Annotated in this window: 16 protein-coding genes; 7 read left to right on the top strand and 9 right to left on the bottom strand. The window is 43.5% G+C overall.

Features of this window, described 5'->3' with window-relative positions; genetic code table 11:
• Positions 1 to 41: 41 nt before the first annotated feature.
• A complete protein-coding gene (locus tag ICL16_RS32380; protein ID WP_190835692.1) occupies positions 42 to 1,190 on the top strand; it encodes a glycosyltransferase family 4 protein in 1,149 nt (382 codons plus the stop codon).
• A 49-nt stretch (positions 1,191 to 1,239) separates the two neighbouring features.
• Complete coding sequence (locus ICL16_RS32385; RefSeq protein WP_190835693.1) at positions 1,240 to 2,367, top strand: tetratricopeptide repeat protein; 1,128 nt, start codon at positions 1,240 to 1,242, stop codon at positions 2,365 to 2,367.
• Between the two features lie 130 nt (positions 2,368 to 2,497).
• Here ICL16_RS32385 and ICL16_RS32390 read toward each other — a convergent pair whose 3' ends face one another.
• The 4 genes from ICL16_RS32390 to ICL16_RS32405 all read right to left on the bottom strand — a co-directional run bounded on the left by ICL16_RS32390 (position 2,498) and on the right by ICL16_RS32405 (position 7,202).
• Positions 2,498 to 3,256 (bottom strand): peptidase, encoded by a 759-nt coding sequence (locus ICL16_RS32390; RefSeq protein ID WP_190835694.1) that lies wholly within the window; start codon positions 3,254 to 3,256, stop codon positions 2,498 to 2,500.
• Between the two features lie 40 nt (positions 3,257 to 3,296).
• Complete coding sequence (gene secG / locus ICL16_RS32395) at positions 3,297 to 3,530, bottom strand: preprotein translocase subunit SecG (protein WP_190835695.1); 234 nt, start codon at positions 3,528 to 3,530, stop codon at positions 3,297 to 3,299.
• Positions 3,531 to 3,629: 99 nt separating this feature from the next.
• Complete coding sequence (gene gpmI / locus ICL16_RS32400) at positions 3,630 to 5,225, bottom strand: 2,3-bisphosphoglycerate-independent phosphoglycerate mutase (RefSeq protein ID WP_190835696.1); 1,596 nt, start codon at positions 5,223 to 5,225, stop codon at positions 3,630 to 3,632.
• Between the two features lie 282 nt (positions 5,226 to 5,507).
• Entirely contained in the window at positions 5,508 to 7,202 is a 1,695-nt protein-coding gene (locus tag ICL16_RS32405) for an ABC-F family ATP-binding cassette domain-containing protein (protein ID WP_190835697.1), read from the bottom strand.
• A 128-nt stretch (positions 7,203 to 7,330) separates the two neighbouring features.
• Here ICL16_RS32405 and ICL16_RS32410 point away from each other — a divergent pair, with 128 nt between their 5' ends.
• Together ICL16_RS32410 and ICL16_RS32415 are read left to right on the top strand one after the other, a co-directional pair.
• On the top strand, positions 7,331 to 9,250 hold the full coding sequence (locus ICL16_RS32410) for a PAS domain-containing sensor histidine kinase (protein ID WP_190835698.1): 1,920 nt from the start codon (positions 7,331 to 7,333) through the stop codon (positions 9,248 to 9,250).
• Positions 9,251 to 9,348: 98 nt separating this feature from the next.
• Positions 9,349 to 10,284, top strand: coding sequence for a diguanylate cyclase domain-containing protein (locus tag ICL16_RS32415; RefSeq protein WP_190835699.1), 936 nt, complete (start codon positions 9,349 to 9,351; stop codon positions 10,282 to 10,284).
• A gap of 19 nt (positions 10,285 to 10,303) precedes the next feature.
• On the opposite strand, the gene ICL16_RS32420 is transcribed toward ICL16_RS32415, so the two are convergent.
• Both ICL16_RS32420 and ICL16_RS32425 read right to left on the bottom strand, forming a co-directional pair.
• Positions 10,304 to 10,810, bottom strand: coding sequence for a hypothetical protein (locus tag ICL16_RS32420; protein WP_190835700.1), 507 nt, complete (start codon positions 10,808 to 10,810; stop codon positions 10,304 to 10,306).
• Positions 10,811 to 10,989: 179 nt separating this feature from the next.
• Entirely contained in the window at positions 10,990 to 11,760 is a 771-nt protein-coding gene (locus tag ICL16_RS32425; RefSeq protein WP_238361053.1) for a DUF4058 family protein, read from the bottom strand.
• On the opposite strand from ICL16_RS32425, the gene ICL16_RS32430 reads away from it, so the two are divergent.
• A complete protein-coding gene (locus ICL16_RS32430; protein WP_190835932.1) occupies positions 11,759 to 11,914 on the top strand; it encodes a hypothetical protein in 156 nt (51 codons plus the stop codon). The genes ICL16_RS32425 and ICL16_RS32430 overlap by 2 nt on opposite strands.
• Positions 11,915 to 12,105: 191 nt before the next feature.
• Positions 12,106 to 12,483, top strand: a complete 378-nt coding sequence (locus ICL16_RS32435; protein WP_190835702.1) for a hypothetical protein — start codon at positions 12,106 to 12,108, stop codon at positions 12,481 to 12,483.
• Positions 12,484 to 12,728: 245 nt separating this feature from the next.
• Here the strand turns inward: ICL16_RS32435 and ICL16_RS32440 are convergent, their stop codons facing one another.
• The 3 genes from ICL16_RS32440 to ICL16_RS32450 all read right to left on the bottom strand — a co-directional run bounded on the left by ICL16_RS32440 (position 12,729) and on the right by ICL16_RS32450 (position 14,560).
• The gene (locus ICL16_RS32440) at positions 12,729 to 13,652 is read right to left on the bottom strand and encodes an RNaseH domain-containing protein (RefSeq protein ID WP_190835703.1); all 924 of its coding nucleotides are present in this window, start codon (positions 13,650 to 13,652) and stop codon (positions 12,729 to 12,731) included.
• Between the two features lie 213 nt (positions 13,653 to 13,865).
• Positions 13,866 to 14,249 carry an aspartyl protease gene (locus ICL16_RS32445; protein ID WP_190835704.1) on the bottom strand — a complete coding sequence of 128 codons (384 nt, stop codon included), beginning with the start codon at positions 14,247 to 14,249 and terminating at the stop codon, positions 13,866 to 13,868.
• Positions 14,246 to 14,560, bottom strand: a complete 315-nt coding sequence (locus ICL16_RS32450; protein WP_190835705.1) for a hypothetical protein — start codon at positions 14,558 to 14,560, stop codon at positions 14,246 to 14,248. Before ICL16_RS32450 ends, ICL16_RS32445 begins: the two co-directional genes overlap by 4 nt.
• A 128-nt stretch (positions 14,561 to 14,688) precedes the next feature.
• Between ICL16_RS32450 and ICL16_RS32455 the strand changes: the two genes are divergently transcribed.
• Positions 14,689 to 16,899 carry an SPFH domain-containing protein gene (locus ICL16_RS32455; RefSeq protein ID WP_190835706.1) on the top strand — a complete coding sequence of 737 codons (2,211 nt, stop codon included), beginning with the start codon at positions 14,689 to 14,691 and terminating at the stop codon, positions 16,897 to 16,899.
• Positions 16,900 to 16,962 lie beyond the last annotated feature (63 nt).

Below are 16,962 nucleotides of genomic sequence, written 5' to 3' on the forward strand. Positions count from 1 at the left end.
AGCTGATAAAATGAATCCGCTTTTCTGATAGTTCACTAAGAATGCGTATAGCTTGGATTGGCAAAAAATCACCCTTTTGTGGTAATGTAACTTACAGTCGGGAAATTACAAATGCCTTGTTAGACCGGGGACATCAAGTTAGCTTCCTCCACTTCGCGCATGAAGAAGCTGATACACAAAACTGGCCAAATTGTCCAGAAGTTCCTTTACCCTTCATTTACAAGTCCCAGGTTTACACAATTCCGACTTTTAAAGCAACCAAAGTCTTAACACAATCTTTACGGAGAATTAAGCCAGATGTGGTACACGCTTCTCTGACTTTATCTCCGCTTGACTTTGTTCTCCCAGAAATTTGTGAGCAGCTAAATTTACCATTAGTTGCTACTTTTCACACCCCCTTTGCTGGTAAAGGTGCAAAACTAGTATCGGGAACACAGCTTTTAGCTTATCAACTCTACGCTCCTTTTCTCGGTAATTATGACCGTGTAATTGTGTTTTCTCAATTACAACGAGAATTATTAGCACGTTTGGGAGTAAGAGAAGAAAATATTGCTGTCATTCCCAACGGAGTTGATACGGTTAAATATTCTCCAGGGAATTCTAACATTAAGGCAAAATACCGTGCAGAACGTTTGTTTCTTTATCAAGGTAGAATAGCTCCTGAAAAAAACGTCGAAGCTCTTTTGCGTGCTTGGAAGCAAGCAGAAATGGTTTCTGACAGTAAGTTGCTGATTGTTGGTGATGGTCCACTTAAGCCTTCTTTAGAACCATTTTATGGTTCAGAATACAACATTTATTGGTTGGGTTTTGTGGCTGACGAAAATCGACGCATCGAAATCTTACGTGGTGCAGATGTGTTTATTTTACCATCTCTTGTGGAGGGTTTGTCTTTATCATTATTGGAAGCAATGGCTTGTGGGTTGGCTTGTTTAGCTACAGATGTGGGTGCAGATGGAGAAGTATTAGAAAAGGGAGCAGGTGTAATTGTTAACACTAAAACAGTGCGATCGCAATTAAAAACTCTTTTACCACTATTCCAAGATCACCCAGAACTAACAACTCTACTAGGACAAAAAGCCAGAAATCGGGTACTAGAACGTTATACCCTCAGCAATAATGTGACTCAGTTGGAAAAGCTTTATACTCAAGTCGTAGAACAGGGACGTATGCAGCTAAGTAGGGGTGCATGACATAAAAGTATATCATATTAAGTACGCGACCATCTTTAATTTAATATTCATGGAACACCCAGAGGTAGCCGCCAAAAATTTTTTTGACCAAGGCGTTCGATTTTTAGAGGCACAAGAGTTTGCCGAGGCGATCGCCCCTTTGGATGCAGCGCTCAAACTTGATCCAACCTATACTGATGCTTGGTGCTGTCGTGCGTTAGTTTTAGGACATCTCAAGCGCTACGCCGAGTCGATGGAGAGTTTTGATCGCGCTCTTGCCCTCTCTCCTAGCGATCATCGTGCTTTACATAACCGCTGTTTGGTATTAGCTGAATGGGGCAAGCACAAAGAAGCCTTGGAGAGCTACAATCTACTATTAAGTTTGTATCCGTATGATTACGCAGCATGGGACTCAAAAGGTACTACTCTTACCTTACTAGGGCGACATACGGAAGCTCTCAATGCTTACGAGCGCTCCATCGAATTTAATCCCAGCTACTACAAAGCCTTCACAAACCGGGGTAGTGCCTTAGTTAATTTGAAACGCTTTAAAGCCGCTATTCGCAGCTACGATCAAGCAATTAGTATCCAACCAGACGATCCGGCTGTGTGGTACAACCGTGGCTGTGCTTATATGAGTTGGGAAAAACCAGTTGAAGCGATCGCCAGTTTTGACAAAGCCATTGAATTAGACTCTAACTATCAGGCTGCTTGGGTTAACAAGGGAAACATGCAAGGTCAAATTAATCAGGAGGAAGAAGCACTTCGTAGCTACGATCAAGCAATTAAGATTAATGCTCAAGATACTCATGCTTGGAACAATCGTGGTATCACTTTGCGACGAATGGGCAGAACTAAAGAAGCGATCGCATCCTACGACAAAGCCGTAGAAGTAGATCCCAACAACTACGAAGCTTGGGATAACCGAGGCTACGCCCTCGCCAAACTCGGCAAATATCGCGAAGCTCATGCCAGCATTGATCGTTCCCTACAAATCAAACCCGATCACGCCAACGGTATATATAATAAAGGATACTGCTATGCTTGTCAAGGCAAGACAGCCCCAGCGGTAGATTACATTGCCCAAGCCATCAAAATCAATCCCGCCAAATATTTGCCTGCTGCTAAAACCGATACAGACTTAGACAGCTTACGCAAAAACAAGCGCTTCCAAGCGATCTTACAAGGAAAATTCTAGATTCTTCTGGAAGGAAAATTCTATATTCTGGTGGGATGGGCATCCTGCCCGTCCTAGATATTTTGTCAGCAGAAAAAACAGCATCAAATGTAGAGACGTTACATGTAACGTCTCTACAGAATAGGTGGGTTTAGTATAAATACCAACCTAAACTAGTTGGTTGTTCGTAAATCCGCTTGAGAGTATTTACATCTCTAGAAGAAATAGGCGGTGGATTGCGAACTTGGGAAAAATATAAAGCATCAGTTTGTAGAGGACTATGTCCCCAAATTCCTAAAGCATGACCTAATTCGTGACGGGCTGCTGCGGTAAGATAGTCACCTGTTTGGGTAGGACTGAGCAAAATCTTGAAGCGATGAGATAAAAGATTGTTTTTACTTGTATAAAACTCGTATGTAGTTTGTGCAGAACGCGCCCGGAGAATTTTGCCGTCGGGGGAAGTCTGAAGTGGAGGAGCTTTTCTAATAATTAGAATATCTGCAGCTTCTGGTTTTTCCACTACCTGTAAAGGCAAATATGTATTCCACTCCTTCACTACTTGAGATACACCATCAAACCACGTTTTTGGCTGTATTTCTATATAAATCTTAACAGGAAATTGCGACCAAACTAAATAGCCAACTTGAGTTGCTGCGACTTGAGCAAAGTAGTCTCCACTGTTGCTGCGATCGCGCCATTGCATCAGTGTTGGTGGTAGAGGATGGGGGAGAGAGGGAGTGGGGGAGTTTGGGAGTGGGGGAGAATTTGTTAAATCTTTACTATATAATGTTGTTTTTGTCAAGCTTTTAGGAAAACTAGCCAATACTAGGTTAGACTGCAAATTGGGCCAAATTATCAGCAGTCCTGTGACAATAGCTAATCCTAAAGCTGTAATTAACCGTCGCAACACAACACCTGTCTTTACTCCCTCTCTCCCCTACTCCCCTACTCTACTTCGGTAGCCAACCTGCGCTTAAAACAACTGTCAAACCAAGAAAAATAACTGTAAGCGCCCAAGTTACTCTGTTCAAGGTTTCTTCAGCGCTCTTGGTACTGCTAAATAGCTGTGCTTGTCCGCCAATTGCCCCAATTCCATCACCTTTAGGGCTATGCAGTAAAACTAAGATAATTAAACCAACAGCTGAAAATACCCAAATGCCTTGTATAACGCTAGTAATTGTCATGGTAGTTTTTCATAAAACTAAATGATCTCACAAGATACCCGACAACTTTTACGAAGTCGGGTATCTTAAATCAATCATAATTCATGATTTACTCTTTCACTAACCCACGGGTACGGGAGTGCGAGTTACCTGCACTTGATACTCAGCAGGTTGCAGGAGCGATCGCCCTGTCATTTCTTGTGGCTGAGGTAAGTGTAAAATATCTAGAATTGTTGGTGCAATATCTGATAACTTACCATCGCTGCGTAATGTAACATTTGTACCATGTCCTGGTATTTTGAGTTTTTCTCCTTCCACCAATATCAAGGGTACTAAGTTAGTAGTGTGAGCCGTCCAGGGATTGCCGTCTTCATCTAGCATATATTCAGCGTTACCATGATCGGCGGTAATAATTGTTGTACCTCCGACTTTAATAATGCTAGTGAGTAGGCGACTCAAACAACTATCAACTGTTTCTACAGCTTTAATTGTCGCTTCGATGTTACCAGTATGTCCTACCATGTCTGGGTTGGCATAGTTGATCACAACCAGAGAGTAGATTTGCTTTTCAATCGCTTTGATCGCTACCTCTGTTAATGGTTGTGCTGACATCGCGGGGGCGTGATCGTAAGTCGCCACCATTGGACTATTTACCAATTCCCTGTCTTCTCCTGGGAAAGGTTCCTCTAAACCTCCATTAAAGAAGTAAGTCACATGGGCATATTTTTCTGTTTCTGAGGTGCGTAACTGCTTTAAACCGTGGTTAGCAATTACTTCACCCAGAATATTACTTAAATTTTGCGGTTCAAAAGCAACACCTACTGGTAATTCTGGATCGTACTGAGTGAAGGTGACAAAAGACAGTGGTGTAATTTGTGTGCGTTCAAAACCTGAGAATTCGGGACTAACGAAAGCTTGAGTTAATTGTCTAGCGCGATCTGGGCGGAAGTTATAGAATATCACGCCATCGCCAGGTTGCACTGCACCGGAAGCAATTCGTACTGGGACTACGAATTCATCTGTTATACCTTCTGCATACGATGCTTGTAAGACGGATAACGCCTTTCGACCATCTCCAGGACTATCATTTGTCATTACATCATAAGCGCGTTTGACCCGATCCCAACGGCGATCGCGATCCATTGCGTAGTAACGTCCGCTAATGGTGACGATCTTTCCCAATCCTATCAGGTCTACGTGGTCTTGAATCGCGCTGATCGCTTTTACGCCTTCTGTTGGAGTAGTGTCACGCCCATCAGTAATAGCGTGTATACAAACTTCAGAAATACCCTGAACCTTTGCTAAGTCAAGTAATCCTAACAGATGGCTAATATGGGAATGTACCCCACCAGAGGAACAAAGCCCAATTAGATGTAGCTTGCCATTGCGACTGCGCACTTCTTGGCAAATATTGACAAGTGCTGAGTTACTAAGGATTGATCCATCTTCTACCGCATCTGTAATGCGTACCAATTCCTGTGGTACAACTCGCCCAGCGCCTATGTTCAAATGACCAACTTCCGAGTTACCCATTTGTCCCTCAGGCAAACCTACGGCTTTCCCTGATGTACGGATAAGGGTATGCGGATAAGCTGCCCATAAACTATCCATCACTGGCGTTTTAGCAGCGGCAATAGCGTTTCCTCGTGTCTCCTCGCAGTAGCCCCATCCGTCTAAAATGACTAGCACCACGGGAGCAACAGGTGCTTTGGTCATACCAAATTGCCCTTTACTTTTTGTAATACTCGAATAATACCATTGCTAATCCCAACCGCAAGTGAATTTCTGCTTAATAACTTTTTTTATCATCATTTCTCATCTTTTTTAGACATTTCTTAATCTTTAGTAATTTTTTTCTGATTGGGGCATGGGGCATAGGGCATGGGGCATGGTAAGAAATAATTGATTTTCATATTCCCCAGGACGCTAAGAGCGTGCTTCCTAATTCAGCGCTTCCCATTGCCCATTGCCCATTGCCCATTGCCCTATTCCCTCTTTTCATTTCCTTTTCCCAGTAGCTTTAGCGGCTTTAGCGGCTTTCTTAGCTGCTTTTTGTGCTGCCTCTGCTTCTAACCTTGCCTGTTCCTTTTCTTCGGCAATTTTCTCTAGGTAGTAATGATAATCTCCTAGATAAGTACGGAATTCTCCGTCGCGGATTTCCACGATTTTATTTGCCACTTGAGAGATAAAATAACGGTCGTGCGAAACTACAATTGCCGTACCATCATAGTTTTGCAGTGCTTCTTCTAACATTTCTTTAGCGGGAATATCTAAGTGGTTTGTTGGCTCATCGAGAATTAGTAAATTTGCTGGACGTAACAGCATTTTGGCTAACGCCAAACGGGCTTTTTCACCTCCACTCAAAGCCGCCACTGGTTTAAATACCGTATCACCAGTAAAGAGAAAGCGTCCTAACAAAGTACGAACTTCTTCGTTTTTCCAGTCAGGAACTTCATCATGGATTGTTTCCATGACAGTTTTTTTCAAATCTAAAGCTTCTGCTTGGTTTTGCTCAAAGTAACCAGGAATGACATTATGTTCGCCTAATTTAACTATGCCTTCAGTGGGTTTTTCCATCCCCATAATTATGCGTAACAAAGTTGATTTCCCTGCGCCATTGGGACCAAGAAAAGCAATGCGATCGCCTCTCTCAATTAACAGATTTGCTCCCAAAAACAGAATCTTATCATCATATACGTGAGTTAAACTTTTGATTTCCACTACTTCACGTCCACTCCGGGGAGCGTCGGGAAATCTGAAGTGCAGAGTTCTTACGGCTGATGTGGGTACTTCGATGCGCTCAACTTTTTCTAGTTGTTTTTCCCTACTTTTTGCCTGAGTGCTGCGGGTAGCAGAAGCGCGGAATCTATCTACAAAAGCTTGCTGTTTTTCTATTTCTTTTTGCTGGCGTTCATATGCACTCAATTGTGCAGTTTGGTTTTCGGCTTTTTGCTGTAGATATCCTGAGTAGTTACCTAGATAAGTTGCGCTTACACCGCGTTCGGTTTCGACAATTTGTGTGCAAAGTCGGTCCAAGAACTCGCGGTCATGGGAGACTATCACCATTGGGGTAGTCAGCCCTTTGAGATAATTTTCCAACCACTCGATAGTTTCTAAGTCCAAGTGGTTGGTAGGTTCGTCTAATAGCAATAAGTCAGGTTTTTGTAGTAAAATTTTACCTAAACTCATCCGCATTTGCCAACCACCACTGAAGGAACTGACTAAGCGATCGCCATCTCCTGCTTCAAATCCGATTTCAGGTAAGATTTTGTCTATCTGCGCCTCTAAGCCATAACCATTCAAAGCTTCAAAGGAACGTTGAAGACGATCCATTTTATTGATCAGCTTATCTAACTCCTCTGGTGTAGCAGTTTCCATTTCCCGGTGTACTTGTGCCAATGCTTCATTTACTTTATTTGCTTCGCCAAAAGCACGCCACAATTCTTCTTTCACAGTACGGGTGGGGTCTACTTCAAACTCTTGATTCAGGTATGCTATGTGTAAGCTAGCAGGACGAATAATTTCACCTGCTGTCGGCTCAATCTCCCCAGTGATAATCTTTAGTTGAGTGGATTTTCCGGCACCGTTAACACCAACTAAACCAATGCGATCGCCTGGTTTTACTTCCCAGTTGATATCCTTGAGGACTTCGCCTGTTGGGTAAATTTTACTGATATGTTCTAGTCGCAGCATCAAGTATCTCCAAGATGGGGAATGGATAGGGAAGGCACAGGTCGTACACTACAATCTTAACAAAATTTAACTACAAATTTGGTGTAGTAAATTCCCAAGAAGTTTAGAAAAATCCACCCATCGAAAAAATGTTTTCTACGGACAAAGACAAACTACAAGCTTTATTTAACGAAGCCTTAGATGCCATGCTAATTGCTGATGATACAGGCACTTATGTAGATGCTAATCCAGCTGCTTGTGAATTGCTGGGGTTATCTAGGCAAGAGATTTTGACACGCAGCATTGCTAACTTTACAGAACCCTCAGTTGATTTTTCTCAAGTATGGCAGCAATTTCTCGAACAGGGAAGAGTCAGGGGCGAATTTCGTATCTTCCGTCCGGATGGTACAGTAAGAGAAACAGAATACAAAGCCGTAGCAAATTTTGTTCCCCATCTTCACCTGTCAATTTTACGCGACATTACCGAACGCAAACGAACGATAGCCGAACGCAATCAGATCGAGGCACAGTTGCGTTCAAAGCAGCGATTTATTGAGCAGATAGCTGAGTCGATGCCAGCAATATTGTATATCTACGACTTGTATGAACAACGGAATATTTATGCAAATCGGCAACTGAGTAAAGTTTTGGGTTTGTCTCCTGAAACCGCTCAAGCAATGGGAACAGCATTGCTACCAAGCCTAATTCATCCAGATGATTGGTTCAAAGTAGCTCAAAGTCGTCAGCAACTTGCACTAGCAAAAGATGGGGAGGTTGTAGAAATCGAGTATCGAATGCGTCATGCTAGTGGAGAGTGGGTTTGGCTCTATGGGCGAGATGTGGTGTTGACTAGAAATGCTGATGGCTCTCCTCGACAAATACTTGGTACGGCAACAGATATCACACGCTCTAAGCAAACTGAGCAGAAATTGCGACAGACTCAGGCTAAGTATATCGCTTTAAATGAAGTACTTGAGCAACGGGTAGCCCAAAGAACTGAAGAATTGAGCAAGGAAATTAGCGATCGCCACCATCTTGAAGAAGAGTTACGCGCTTCTCAGCAGAAGTATAAAACTCTATTTGATATCCTACCTATTGGCATTTCCATCACCGATCCCTCAGGCAAGCTGCTTGAAGTCAACTCGGCTGCTGAGCAAATTTTGGGCATTTCTTTTGTTGAACATAATCAGCGGCGATGTGACAGTCCCCATTGGCAGATTGTTCGCCCAGACGGTAGCCCAATGCCCCGTTCAGAACATGCCTGTATACAGGCACTTACTAAACAGCGGATAGTTCAAGATGTGGAGATGGGCGTCCTTAAGCCTAATGGTGCAGTTTCCTGGCTCTACGTAACGGCTTCCCCAATCCCGCTTGAGCGATACGGCGTGGCTATTGCCTATACTGACATCACTGATCGCAAACAGGCACAAGACAGACTCAGAGCTTCACTACAAGAAAAAGAAGTTTTGTTAGCAGAAATTCACCACCGAGTCAAAAACAATTTATATGTCATTTGCAGTCTGCTTGAGCTGCAAATAGATCGGCTGAGCGATCCACTTGCTAAAGCAGCGTTGGAAAATAGCTGCAATCGCGTCGGTTCAATGGCACTGGTACATGAAAACCTCTACCAGACTAATAACTTTTCTGGGGTCGATTTTGCCTCTTACGTTCAACAATTGGCAGGTGATTTGCTGGAATCCTACGAGTTTGATACTAGTAATGTGATGCTTAATTTTGATAGTAATCCGGTTTTCCTCAATATTGACCAAGCGATTCCCTGTGGATTACTGCTGAATGAATTAATTACTAATGCTCTCAAACACGGTGTAAAAGACAGTAGTTCGGGGCAGATATACATTCAGTTGACTTGTCTTGCTGATGGCTGGATCGAGCTTTGCGTTGGCAATGATGGCACTCGCCTACCGGACGACTTTGACTTGGAGCGAAACGCCTCAATGGGGCTAAGGCTAGTCATGATGTTTGTTGAACAACTTACAGGCAGGCTTGAGCTAGAGAGGGGCGATGTAACATGGTTTAAAGTTAAATTTCCTCATATTAACATTAAGTAACACAACATATGAAAATTTAGCAAAATATCTTAAATTTTCTTATGAATAGCTAGTAGAATGTGAAGGCATAAGGTGGCAGTTATCAATATTAGCCATTTATGGCGGACATTTTAATAGTTGAGGATGAACGGGTGGCTGCATGGAATATTCAAGCTGCCTTAGAAAGGTTTGGGTATCAAGTTGTAGGCAATGTTGCGTCGGGTGAAAAGGCAGTTGGTCTTGCGGAAATACTCAAACCGGATCTAGTATTGATGGACATTCGGTTACCGGGTGAGATTGATGGTATTGAAGCTGCCAAAAGAATCCGCAATCAGTTCTATATTCCGGTTGTCTACCTAACTGCTTACGCTGATGACCAGACTTTAGAACGGGCGATCGCCACCGATCCCTACGGCTATCTAATCAAACCATTTAAACGCATTGAACTCCACACCATAATTACCACAGCTTTGCGTCGCTGTCAACTAGAAAAACAGCAGACGGAACTCTATCAAAAACTACAACAGGCAAACCAGCAACTAGAGTACCTTGCCAGGATTGATGGACTTACCCAACTTGGCAACCGTCGCCGTTTCGATGAATATATCGAGCAACAGTGGAAACAATTAGCACGGGAGCAAAAACCCCTATCGTTAATTTTATGCGATCTTGATTATTTCAAAGGCTATAACGATACTTACGGACACTTAGCTGGAGATGAGTGTTTAGTACAGATTGCGGCGGCAATCAACAGTGCCGTTAAACGCTCAGCAGATTTAGTAGCGCGTTACGGCGGTGAAGAATTTGCCGTAATTTTGCCTAACACTGATGAAACAGGGGCGGTGCAAGTGGCGACTGCTATTCAAAATCAGGTACGCCAGCTGCAGCTAGAACACAGTAGCTCTAATGTGGGATATGTGACTGTTAGTATGGGTATTGCCACTACTATTCCCAGTCACAACAGTTTGCCCCAAGCCTTAATTGCATCAGCCGATGGGGCGCTTTATCGAGCAAAGCAGCAGGGGCGTGATAGTTTTTGTCACACCCACGTTTAGTGGGCGCGGGGAGAAAGTTTTAAGAATCGGTGGATACCTTTTTAGTTTCTTCACCATCTCGGATCTCAAGCAGATCTTTAGTTGATATGCCAATTATTCTGGATAGTGGCGCTAACAACTGATCTTCAACTGGTCCTCCTGCATAAATATTGTGCAGTTCAATGGGAGATACTTTAAAAGTATCACAGAATTTAGTAAAATCTTGTTGGCTAAGGTCGAGTTCAAGCTGTCGATCCCGTAGCAAAGCAGCGATCGCTCTAGTTCCATACTTAGGACGTTCACTCATTTTGATGTATTTATTCATCAAATCTTTAACTTGAGTGGGTTCAACCGTCGTTTGTTTGATTAAGTCAGTACAAGCTGTTTTGAGTGCTTTTTTTAAAACTTCATCTTCGTTTAAAAATTTGATCACATCCTTCGCAAATTCTTTTTTAAAAAATCCGACAATTTCACCTTGATAGTAAATTGGTAGATAAGGAACACTAGATTCCAATTGCCAATTCAACGGCGTAGTACATACTGACATGGCTGCACCTCACAAAATTTGATAATCTACAATGTTATAGCTCAAATTTCCTAGTGCAGTGTAATTTTTATAGCTGTTAAGTATACTTAGAAATAAAGCGTATTCTCTTGTGGCGCTCGCATCAGTAGTAACGCTGGTAGTAATGCGATCATCTGGTAAGAAATTAGAAGCCCACGCTATTATGAATGTCGAATCGGAGCTAACAACGCCTCAACCCACTGTCTATCTGCTTCCGACAGTGCAGGAGGTGGGACAGGTAAGTGATAATCGATCCGTGTTGCATAGCGGGCACGCTCATACACGCCATTAAAGATTTCCTGTAAAGATACCGAAGGCTCTGGATCGTTGAGCTTCAAAGGAACTGGGAAACTGGGTAGCTCTTGTTGCAGCATAACACTATAGAGATCGGCTGCTGGGCGTTGATGAGAGCGACTAACCAAGATTCGATATGCGGTTTTTGATCGCATTCCCAAAATAGCCATCGGTTTATTCCCTCGCAACAAATCCAGTTCTACTAGATGGGTAGCACTGCTCAGAATTGCTCGTCGCTTCTTCTCATAAGCTATTCTACCTTCCCCAGATCGCTTGTTCTTGGGAGATAATAATTCAATTACGGTAATCACCTCATCCGTGACTATCTCTCGCACTTCCAGATACCGCTCTTTAACTGCCACAGACATGGGTACGCTAACTCGCTCAGGACGAGACTGAGTAGCTACCGAGCTATCTTCCACAAGTAGTTGTGGTGTCACATCAGATTGACCGGAGAACACAATAGCGTCTGGAATGCCAATGAGTAAGCCATCCTCACCGTCATCGTGATAAGTCCGAGTTTCAACTTCCACATAGTACTGTGGACTCAGTTGCGGTTCAATCGCATCGGCAATTGCCACCATGAGTCGGCTATGAAAGGAAGACCAAAAGGCAGGCTGCTCTAAATACGGGTCCATGCCTGGAAATGGTGAGAGCATTCGTCAAGCTTCCATTACACAAGCGTTTTCTTCATATCACAATTGTACTCATATATTTTGGCAAGCGATCGCCTTGCTCCAAAATAATTTAGTATTACCTGAATTCAAGGCAGGACACTGTCGCGAAATTTAATGCACTCACATCTATAATTAATGCAGCGCGTTTGGAGTTCAAAACAATGGTGCAAGAAAGACAAAAAATTAACTTGCCTAGTAGCGCTGAATTAGCTTGTTCGGATGATATTCCTGTGGATAACGAAGACCAAAATTTTCTACCTAATTTTTTATTATTTTTGCTACAGTTAAACAGTAAGCGTCGGCACTATGGTTGCAACAGTTACCTTACAAATCCCAGACCGAATTTATCAACGGTTGCTCAATACAGCTCATGCCACAAAGCGTCCGCTAGAAGAAGTCATCCTTCATGGGCTAACGGTTGGTAGTCCTCCTGAATGGGACGATGTTCCAGAAGAGTTCCAAGCTGATGTGGCTTCTTTGGATCGGTTAGATGACGATACACTGTGGGGGATTGCTCGTAGTCATAAAACAGCAGAAGAAATGCTACGCTACGACGAGTTGCTTGATCGGAATCAAAATGGAAAGTTGACAGAAAAGGAGAAATTAGAGTTAACTGCTTTGAGAAAGGAATCTGAGCGGTTTATGCTGTGTAAAGCTCAGGCTGTTGCATTACTTCATTGGTGAGGATATCGCGTTCCACACTCTTGAAAAGCTTGTGTCCATTTATATTCCAGTAAACTTACGAACTCAAATTCAGGAGGCGGATCGCCGCCGTTGCTGTTATTGCTTGACCACTCAAGAAAACAGCTCTCCGAACTTAAATGGGACGAGTCATTTAAGAAAACTCAACAACAACTCAAAGTAGCAGCCCAACGTGCTAAGCAATCTTATTAGGGAGGGACTTGCTCAACCAATGGACTGCATCTTTTCTACGAGTCTGGCTCCCCTTCAGTGTCCTCATCTTCAATTGCAAACTCGCTAATGTAGTCCCGCACAACGCGCTCAAAAAATAGAGGAGCGGGTAAAGCAGTCCAATCGCTGTAGTGACCAAAACTGTAGCGCAGTGATTCCACTAGCAAAGCGAGGCGATCTGGATTATCCCCTGGTTGTCGCAGGGTAACAACAATTTCAAGGGGGTTTGGAGTCGGCCAGTGACCAAAAAACGGTTTTCTTGTCGTAATCTGATGAACTGCTAACCCAGCGTTGTTATAAAGTTTATCTTTGGAACCATCAGCTTTTTCAGCAGGGGTATTTATTTGCGTCTGAGCATAACAACTTTGTCCTTCTTCGATATACAGACGACCCAACTTACACGTTGCTTTATAGAGTTCGGGTGGCATACTGTCGTGTTGGCACACAATTTCTGTACCAGAAAGAACCCGATCGTATTGGCGAAGAATTCCTTGCGCCAACAGGACAATAGCATCTTCAGCCAAATCCAATAAGGAGCGATGTCCCGTAGGTAGCGTTAAAGGAGTTGTTTGAATTGCTCTTGACCATGTTAGATCTTGACCATTAGCTTCTGCGATCATTTGCTCTTCTATAGCAAGATCGGTAAATGTTGGCAAAACTTGAGCGATCGCAGCAAGTGTCCAGCCTTTCTTCAACAGGAGAGTGGTTGCTAACCCCTCTAAAATCTGTCTAAATCCAAATTCTTGTCCTTTGGGTTGCGATAGGAGTTGCTTCGCTCTCCACGACCGAACGGTTCGCAGGGCTGGTGATTCCACAGACAGCCCAAGCTGCTCTATTTGGCGTTTTAGCTCTTTGGTAAGCGCCTCCGCAGTTCCCTGCCACTGACGCACGTCCTCAAAATACATCGGTTTCTGTTTTTTGACATCTAATGATGTGTACATTAAATGATGTCAAATAAAATGTCAAACGGTTTTTTAAGTTAAGATGTAAGCCGAAAGCAAGCAACAGCTTTGTTGCAACGCAACCTACTAGCGTCGTTTATGTTTAGAGCATAAAACCCTACAATGCTTTATTACTCAAGCAATTGAGGCAAGTTATGACTGATAATTTCAACAAGTCAAACTCTGAACTCGAGTGGGCTGCGCTGATATTTGTTAATCAACTTGCACCGCTTCTAACGTCAAAATCCCTCTTGGTTTATTCACAACCAGCTGCATAAGATCTAACCACCGGGCGCCCATCAAAGTCTCAGGCAGTTCTTCTCCTACATGAACGGGAATTATAAATTCTTTGCTATCAACAATTACTTTCCCTTCATATAAGTCAAAATACTCCATACCTCTGGCAGTCTGCATCTCTATTTGAGGTATAATTATTGACCACTCCAAAGCTTCCAAGTCTTGAGAATTAATTGCTACCCACCCTGTTGTAAATCCTGTGTCAAACAGTGCTTCTACCGAAAACTGTTCTCTATTTGCTGCAATAAATTGAACTTCAAAAAACAACTCACCATTATCACCAAATCCGCCAGAAATCATATCTTACCGCAGGCTCCAGTTTCGTTAAGGCGAAAGATAGTGAGCTTGGCATCTGGATTGGTATACTTATTGCGAACTTGTTGTAGCAAACCTTCTAATTTCTGGTCTAGCAAGTAGTTTTCGCTGTCAGCATCAATGGAGATAAACCAGTTGTAATGTTTTTCGATCAATTGGGGACTCAAGCGCTCAAAAATAGTACGACACCGCGCACCCAGTTGATGACGTTGTACTTTGCGACGCTGCAATTCTTCGGGTGTTAGCCTAGACTGCGGTAATATCCGACTTCGACGTGGTTGGGATAGCTGAGTCATACTGAATCAAAGCTGTTCGAGTTAGTATTTCAATGATAGTTTATAAAAAAATTTGGCGCTCTTTCCGAAATCCTGGGAACACTACGTGTAGTTAACTCACATGAATTCTTGCCCAAAGGGGCAAACCTATGAAAAGCTCTCAAGATTCTCTTGGTGCGCGTAAACAAAATAAAATACTTCGCTTCGCAGCATCTTTCGTCACAACCTTAGCACTGGCTGGTAGTATTCATTCTGCTGGTGCAACACCTATCAAAACAGATACTGTAAAACAAATCACCTCTGTATCAGTGCAGGGAAAAGAAACACAACCGACAATTGCCCAACTAAAACCAAGCACACTTCAAAGTCAAATCATACCATTACCGTGGGGAATCGTTCCTATCTTTGTAGTAGGCGGTTTAGTCATATTTGTCCCCTTAGTATTTGGCGGATTAGTGGTAATTGGCGAACGTGAAGTTGGCGTTGTCGTGAAAAAATTTGCGATTTCCGGACGCGGATTGCCTGCAGGAAGATTAATCGCCCTCAACGGTGAAGCTGGTTTGCAAGCTGACACTCTTACTCCAGGGTGGCACTGGGGCTATTGGCCTTGGCAATACTCAGTGCGTAAAGAACAGGTAGTCGTTGTCCCCCAAGGTGAAATCGCTCTGCTTGTAGCGGCAGATGGCGCATCCAACCCCCCAGAGCGGATTCTAGGCAAAATTGTAGATTGTGATAATTTCCAAGATGCCCGTAAATTCCTTACCGCTGGTGGAGAAAAAGGTCGGCAAATGGGTTTCCTCACAGCAGGTACTTACCGTATCAACACTGCCTTATTTAAAGTAATTATGGCAGGAAACGCCAGCGCTCACGGCATGAGTCCTGAACAATTGCGGGTGTATACTGTTGACTCTGACAAAGTTGGTATCGTCACCACTCTAGATGGTTTGCCAATCCCCGCAGGTGAAATTGCAGGTCCCATGATTAGCGGACACGACAACTTCCAAAATGGGCAAAGATTCATTGATGGTGGTGAGCGACGGGGTTTGCAAGAGCAGATTCTCCTTTCTGGTTCTTGGAACCTGAACCCTTGGTTGGTTCAAGTTGAGCAAGTGCGCATGACCGAAATTCCCATTGGCTATGTGGGCGTGGTGATTTCTTTCGTTGGTAAGGCGCATGAAGATGTCAGCGGCGCAGCCTTTACTCATGGTAATTTGGTGAACACGGGGCATAAGGGCGTGTGGGTTGAACCGTTGTATCCAGGCAAACACCCAGTTAATACCCGTGTGATGAAGATTGAACTGGTACCAACGACTAACATAGTTTTAAATTGGTCAGGTCGTACCGAACGTCACAGTTATGATGCTAAGTTAGAGTCCTTGACTGTACGTTCTCGAGACGGGTTTGCCTTTGATTTGGAAGTGGCGCAGATTATTCATGTGGGTGCTTTGGATGCGCCGAAGGTGATTTCTCGTGTTGGTTCGATGCAGAATTTAGTAGACCATGTGTTAGAACCTACCATCGGCAACTATTTCCGCAACTCTGCTCAAGACTATACTGTACTGGATTTCCTCTGTGCCCGTAGTGAGCGACAAGCTGAAGCTTCTGGGTATATTAAGACGGCGATTCGAGCTTATGATGTGCAGGCGATTGATACTCTCATCGGTGATATTCAACCGCCCGCAACACTAATGCAAACTCAGACAGACCGTAAAATTGCGGAGGAGCAACGTAAAACTTATGAAGTTCAGCAACTAGCGCAAACCCAACGCCAACAACTTGTCCGAGAGACGGCTTTGGCTGAGATTCAGCAAGAAATGGTGAAGTCAGAACAAGGTGTGATGATTGCTGAGTTGAAAGCGAAGGCTGATATTCAACAAGAAACTGTGAAGTCAGAGCAGGGTGTGAAGATTTCTGAACTGAAGGCGAGTGCTAAAGTTAAAGAAATGACAGGTGAAGCTGAATCTATCCGTTTGAGAGCGATCGCAGAAGCTGAATCCATGCGCTTAAATAAGCGTGCGGAAGCCGAAGCTATCAGCGCTACAGGTAATGCGAAAGCCGAAGCCTATCGTGCTGGTGTGGAAGCTTTGGGATCGCAAGGTTATACAGCTATGCAACTGATGCAAATTATCGGCGATCGCAATGTCCGTCTCATCCCAGATGTCCTAGTTGGCGGAAACAACGGTAGTACCAACGGTTTGGTGGATGGGCTACTTTCGATGATTCTGTGGAATCAAACTGCAAAGCCAGGTGATATTATACTACCTTTGCAGCAAAAACCTACTACTACACCACAATCAACCCCGTCTAATGGTAATCAACCTGTAGTTGTTGATTTTCCATTGGATAATAATGTTGGTTAGTAGGAATAATAGCCTCAAGCAAAGGCGCAAAGGCGCAAAGAAAAATTTTGCGTCTTTGCTTGA

The organism is Iningainema tapete BLCC-T55, from assembly GCF_014698965.1.
GTDB classification, from domain to species: domain Bacteria; phylum Cyanobacteriota; class Cyanobacteriia; order Cyanobacteriales; family Nostocaceae; genus Iningainema; species Iningainema tapete.

Bases quoted from the DNA above. Each gene is read 5' to 3' on its own strand.
- ICL16_RS32425 (WP_238361053.1), bottom strand. From the start codon at position 11,760: ATGGACCCGTATTTAGAGCAGCCTGCCTTTTGGTCTTCCTTTCATAGC.
- ICL16_RS32450 (WP_190835705.1), bottom strand. From the start codon at position 14,560: ATGACTCAGCTATCCCAACCACGTCGAAGTCGGATATTACCGCAGTCT.
- ICL16_RS32440 (WP_190835703.1), bottom strand. From the start codon at position 13,652: ATGTACACATCATTAGATGTCAAAAAACAGAAACCGATGTATTTTGAG.
- secG (WP_190835695.1), bottom strand. From the start codon at position 3,530: ATGACAATTACTAGCGTTATACAAGGCATTTGGGTATTTTCAGCTGTT.
- ICL16_RS32410 (WP_190835698.1), top strand. From the start codon at position 7,331: ATGTTTTCTACGGACAAAGACAAACTACAAGCTTTATTTAACGAAGCC.
- ICL16_RS32415 (WP_190835699.1), top strand. From the start codon at position 9,349: ATGGCGGACATTTTAATAGTTGAGGATGAACGGGTGGCTGCATGGAAT.
- ICL16_RS32405 (WP_190835697.1), bottom strand. From the start codon at position 7,202: ATGCTGCGACTAGAACATATCAGTAAAATTTACCCAACAGGCGAAGTC.
- ICL16_RS32380 (WP_190835692.1), top strand. From the start codon at position 42: ATGCGTATAGCTTGGATTGGCAAAAAATCACCCTTTTGTGGTAATGTA.
- ICL16_RS32420 (WP_190835700.1), bottom strand. From the start codon at position 10,810: ATGTCAGTATGTACTACGCCGTTGAATTGGCAATTGGAATCTAGTGTT.
- gpmI (WP_190835696.1), bottom strand. From the start codon at position 5,225: ATGACCAAAGCACCTGTTGCTCCCGTGGTGCTAGTCATTTTAGACGGA.
- ICL16_RS32455 (WP_190835706.1), top strand. From the start codon at position 14,689: ATGAAAAGCTCTCAAGATTCTCTTGGTGCGCGTAAACAAAATAAAATA.
- ICL16_RS32385 (WP_190835693.1), top strand. From the start codon at position 1,240: ATGGAACACCCAGAGGTAGCCGCCAAAAATTTTTTTGACCAAGGCGTT.
- ICL16_RS32435 (WP_190835702.1), top strand. From the start codon at position 12,106: ATGGTTGCAACAGTTACCTTACAAATCCCAGACCGAATTTATCAACGG.
- ICL16_RS32430 (WP_190835932.1), top strand. From the start codon at position 11,759: ATGCCTGGAAATGGTGAGAGCATTCGTCAAGCTTCCATTACACAAGCG.
- ICL16_RS32445 (WP_190835704.1), bottom strand. From the start codon at position 14,249: ATGATTTCTGGCGGATTTGGTGATAATGGTGAGTTGTTTTTTGAAGTT.